This is a genomic window from Acinetobacter rudis (genome assembly GCF_000829675.1).
GTDB lineage: Bacteria > Pseudomonadota > Gammaproteobacteria > Pseudomonadales > Moraxellaceae > Acinetobacter > Acinetobacter rudis.
In genome coordinates this window covers 1-4,573 of sequence record NZ_BBRX01000122.1, presented here as the reverse complement: position 1 = coordinate 4,573, position 4,573 = coordinate 1, and the positions used below count along the sequence as shown (strand labels likewise).

Here is a 4,573-nt window from a genome sequence, read left to right as displayed (position 1 = left end):
AAAACCACCACCAATACCGATCCAAGTCAAGTTCAGTGGTCCCATATACAGACCTTTGCGCACCATACGCTCTAGTGTTTCTAGACCATGCATACCCGTCAACTGAAAATGTGGTTGAATGTTATTGGCACATAAGCGTTTTAAATGTTCTGTAACCCATGCTGGACCTGCAGGTACGGTCATTTCCGCATAAGCGGCTTGAATATCCGGATGCGCAAGTGAAGTTCCTTCTAAATATTCAGGGTATAGCAACTCCATGATATTCATTTGCGTCGTATTAATAGCCACAGTGACTTGATCAGGTTTGGGTGTAAGTTCAGCCAACATGTGTCTTGTATCATCGCTCAGCCAAAGTGCTGCTTCACCTTCACTTTCTGGTGCAAAAGAAATCGAGCCACCCACTTGAATAATCATCTCGGGTACAGCTTCACGTACACCAGCGATCAACTCATTAAACTTCGACAAACGTTTTGAGCCTTTACCATCAAGTTCACGCACATGTAAGTGTAATACCGTGGCACCTGCTTCATAGCATTCCACTGCTTTTTGGATTTGCTCATCCATGGTGACCGGTATATCTTCTGGAAAATCAGCTGGCATCCACTCTGGACCATACGGTGCTACAGTAATAACCACTTTTTCCATGTTTTCAGGGTGCAAAGAATCGTCAAAGAATTGCATATGCCTTTCCTCATTTATATTTGAATTTTCAGTTAAATTTCGAGATTTAAACCCACAGGCTTAATAAGTTGCATCGCCCACTATGCCAGCGCGTTCCATTTTTCGATGACAGGGTGGATAATCCATGACTGCATAATGTTGAGTACTGCGGTTATCCCAAATTGCAATACTGTTCGGTTGCCAACGCCAACGTACTTGATACTCTGGTATAGAGGCTTGTGTGATGAGGTAACGGAGTAATTCTGCTGCACCAGGATTGGCATCTTGGCCAAACCGCACACGCTCTTTGGTGTGATAGTTACTAAAGTGCGTTGTGAAAGCATTCACATATAAGATTTTCTCACCTGTTTCAGGGTGAGTACGGACTACTGGATGCTCAGCATCAGGGAATTTATCTTTGAGTTCCAAACGTTTTTCGATTGGCATACATGCGCCAAAACTGGCTTCAATACTGTGATAAGCACGTAGGTCAGCAATTTTGTCTTTGATGTCATTTGGCAAATTTTCATACGCCTGTACCATGTTGGTCCACATGGTATCTCCCCCTACTGGCGGACATTCCACACAACGTAATACACACCCCATTGGTGGAATCTTGCGCCAACTCGCATCACTATGCCACGCATTTTCATAGCGATCATTTGGGCTTGTTGGGTCTTTATAAATTTGTACTAGACCAGGATGCTCAGGATGACTACCCACTGCTGGATGATCTTCAAGTACACCAAAACGCTCAGCAAAAGCAACATGCTGTGCGCGGGTCAGATGTTGATCTCGTAAAAATAACACTCGATGCTGCAATAATTGCTGGCGAATCTGTGTAAATAAGCCATCGTCATCAATCGCATCTGCCAGATTTACACCTTTGAGCTCAGCACCAATATTGCAAGTTAATTGTTCTATTTGCATAAGAAATCCCTTCAAATTACAAAAGCATGTGATGTTTTGTGCTTAACTTTGTTCAATCACAAAAATCGAAGAACCTGTTGTTTTACGTGCTTCTAAATCACGATGTGCCTGTACGGCATCTTCTAGCTTATAGCGCTGATTAATTTCAATTTTGATACGACCTTGTGCGACATGCTCAAACAACTCTGCAGCTAGCGCTTTTTTCTCAGCAGGATCAGCAATATAGTCAGCCAAAGCAGGACGAGTCACGTAAAGAGAACCCTTCATTGCCAACAGCACTGGATCAAAAGCAGGAATCGGACCTGAAGCTGTTCCCACACAGACCAATAGCCCACGGCGTTTTAATGAATCGAGTGAAGCCATGAAGGTATCTTTACCCACACTGTCGAATACCACGTTAACGCCTGTCCCATTGGTCAACTCACGTACCCGCTGTGCGACATTTTCATGACTATAATTAATGACATGATCACAACCATGAGCTCGTGCAATCTCAGCTTTAGCAGTTGATGATGTTGTACCAATCACGGTAAGACCCAAGATTTTCGCCCACTGAGCAACGATCAGACCTACACCACCAGCAGCTGCGTGCAGTAAAATGCTATCGCCAGCTTTAAAATCATAAATACGTCGCATTAGATAAGCTGAGGTCAAACCACGCATAGTCATCGCAGCCGCTGTTTCACAAGAAATAGCATCAGGTAATTTAATCAATGCATTGGCAGCTATGAGGCGCTGAGTACTATAAGCACCTAAAGTATTGAGAAAACCTGTATAAGTAACGCGATCACCGACAACAAAATCAGTCACCCCCTCACCTACAGCTTCAATCACTCCAGCAGCTTCAACGCCCATACCATTTGGCAGCGGAATCTGATAAGTCCCATTACGAAAATAAGTATCTGCATAGTTCAAACCTACAGCGACATGACGCAGCAGTACCTCACCTGCAGCTGGCTGGCCTATCTCAGCATCTTCGTATCGCATTACCTCGGCTGTACCCGTTTCATAGAAACGTACTGCTTTAATCATCGTCATTTTAAAATCCCTGTTTTGGTTCTTATCAAGTGCTTGTAAAGGCAATGTCTCAAACTACAACACTCGCAGCACCCTCTCTTCACTTTTGACGACGCCTATTTATCTTTTTATGACAACCGCTTTTTTTTCCATATAACGCCTCAGCACGCTTAGGTTGACTTGGGCTGTTTATTTATCACAGCACGCTATTACTCAAGCTGTGATCCCTTAAAAAATAATGATAATAAAAACAGTCTGTTGCTCAATTAATTATCTCAACAATAAATTGCACAGAATATCGACATCTAAATAAGAAAGTTTTTTAAGCAGGGCTTGGCTGATGATATAACCAACAATATTTTTTGCGGCATCCGCTGATTTTTCGCAACATAGCCCCTTCTTATTCTTTTACTTTATGTGAGTACACGATGAAAGTTAAAACAGCCGCGGTCATGATGCTCTTTGCGTCTCAAGCAGTATTTGCTGGTGCAGAATTCGACTGGGGTTATGCCGATCAACAAGCACCCGCGTACTGGTCAAGTATGAATGCCCAATATCAAGCATGTTCAGGTCTCAACCAATCTCCGATTAACATCGATCAAACTGTAGATGCCCAATTGCCTCCATTGAAATTTAACTATGCAAAAAGCACTCAGAGCATTGTCAACAATGCCCGTACTGTCCAAGTGAATTTCAACGAAGGTAATTTTTTATCGCTTGATAATAAGCAGTTTGAATTAAAACAATTCCATTTACATAGCCCAAGTGAAAACACCATTCATGGCAAGTCATATCCAATGGAAATGCATCTGGTACATGCAACTGCTCAAGGTGAATTAACTGTAGTTGCCATCATGTTTGAAGAAGGCGCTGAAAATAAAAAATTAACCAAACTATGGAAAGAATTACCGCAAAAAGCTGGTGAAGCCATTTCACTCAAACACCATGATATTGCTGCAACATTCTTACCTGAAAAATTAGATTATTATCGCTTTAACGGCTCTTTAACCACGCCACCTTGCTCCGAAGGTGTACGCTGGATTGTACTTAAAGACGTCCAACAGGCCTCAGCTCAACAAATCAAAGCCTTCTCACATTTGCTGGAGCATCCAAATAACCGCCCTATTCAAGCACAAAATGCACGTTTAGTTCTTGAATAAACGCTTAGATCATCATGAAAGGGCCTGATATTTCAGGTCTTTTTTTATGCACTTACTTATCAATGTCACTTACATATGCTAGGGTCATATCACAATCATAATCCACGATACTCGAGAGAAAAATATGTCTAAACAGATTTTGATGTTGGTTGGTGACTATGCTGAAGACTATGAAACAATGGTGCCATTTCAGTTCTTAACCGCACTTGGTTACACGGTACATGCAGTATGCCCTGACAAAAAAACAGGGGATCACATTGCAACAGCAATTCACGATTTTGAAGGTGAACAAACCTATAGCGAAAAACGCGGTCATAACTTTGCGATTAACTACGATTTCGATCAAGTCAAAACTGAAGACTATGTTGGCCTCGTGATTCCTGGCGGGCGTGCACCAGAATATTTACGCATGAATGATCGCGTGATTGAGATTGTGCGTGAGTTTGATCATGCAGAAAAAGCAATTGCTGCAGTCTGCCACGGCGCACAACTTTTAGCAGCAGCAGATGTACTCAAAAATCGTACGTGTTCAGCCTATCCTGCCTGCGCTGCTGAAGTGAAAATGGCTGGTGGAACCTATGCTGATATTGCAGTGACAGATGCAGTAACTGATGGTCACTTAGTCACCGCACCTGCTTGGCCTGCACATCCAGCATGGATGGCACAATTTGTTAAAGCACTCGGTGCAAACATCCAAATCTAATAGAAAACACAGCTAAGACCTTAAAAGCGCTCAATTTAAATGAGCGCTTTTAAAACCAAGCAAAGGGCTTAATCTAAAGTCGCCAACATAGCAATCGCAGGTG

General features: G+C 42.6%; 5 protein-coding genes. 2 read left to right on the top strand and 3 right to left on the bottom strand.

The features are described 5' to 3' along the window. The 3 genes from Aru01_RS17915 to Aru01_RS17905 all read right to left on the bottom strand — a co-directional run. Positions 1–681 (bottom strand): beta-keto acid cleavage family enzyme (locus Aru01_RS17915; RefSeq protein ID WP_042111746.1); only part of this gene is annotated, 681 nt, incomplete at its 3' end. A gap of 60 nt (positions 682–741) precedes the next feature. Continuing rightward, on the bottom strand, positions 742–1,590 hold the full coding sequence (locus tag Aru01_RS17910; RefSeq protein ID WP_016654772.1) for a TauD/TfdA dioxygenase family protein: 849 nt from the start codon (positions 1,588–1,590) through the stop codon (positions 742–744). Positions 1,591–1,632: 42 nt separating this feature from the next. Beyond that, positions 1,633–2,628, bottom strand: a complete 996-nt coding sequence (locus tag Aru01_RS17905; protein WP_016654771.1) for a quinone oxidoreductase family protein — start codon at positions 2,626–2,628, stop codon at positions 1,633–1,635. Between the two features lie 407 nt (positions 2,629–3,035). Here Aru01_RS17905 and Aru01_RS17900 point away from each other — a divergent pair, with 407 nt between their 5' ends. Together Aru01_RS17900 and Aru01_RS17895 are read left to right on the top strand one after the other, a co-directional pair. Further along, a complete protein-coding gene (locus Aru01_RS17900) occupies positions 3,036–3,767 on the top strand; it encodes a carbonic anhydrase (protein ID WP_016654770.1) in 732 nt (243 codons plus the stop codon). A gap of 124 nt (positions 3,768–3,891) precedes the next feature. Beyond that, on the top strand, positions 3,892–4,470 hold the full coding sequence (locus tag Aru01_RS17895; protein ID WP_016654769.1) for a DJ-1/PfpI family protein: 579 nt from the start codon (positions 3,892–3,894) through the stop codon (positions 4,468–4,470). Positions 4,471–4,573: the final 103 nt, after the last annotated feature.

Excerpts from the sequence above, each read along its gene's own strand:
- Aru01_RS17910 (WP_016654772.1), bottom strand. The coding sequence starts at position 1,590 with ATGCAAATAGAACAATTAACTTGCAATATTGGTGCTGAGCTCAAAGGT.
- Aru01_RS17905 (WP_016654771.1), bottom strand. The coding sequence starts at position 2,628 with ATGACGATGATTAAAGCAGTACGTTTCTATGAAACGGGTACAGCCGAG.
- Aru01_RS17900 (WP_016654770.1), top strand. The coding sequence starts at position 3,036 with ATGAAAGTTAAAACAGCCGCGGTCATGATGCTCTTTGCGTCTCAAGCA.
- Aru01_RS17895 (WP_016654769.1), top strand. The coding sequence starts at position 3,892 with ATGTCTAAACAGATTTTGATGTTGGTTGGTGACTATGCTGAAGACTAT.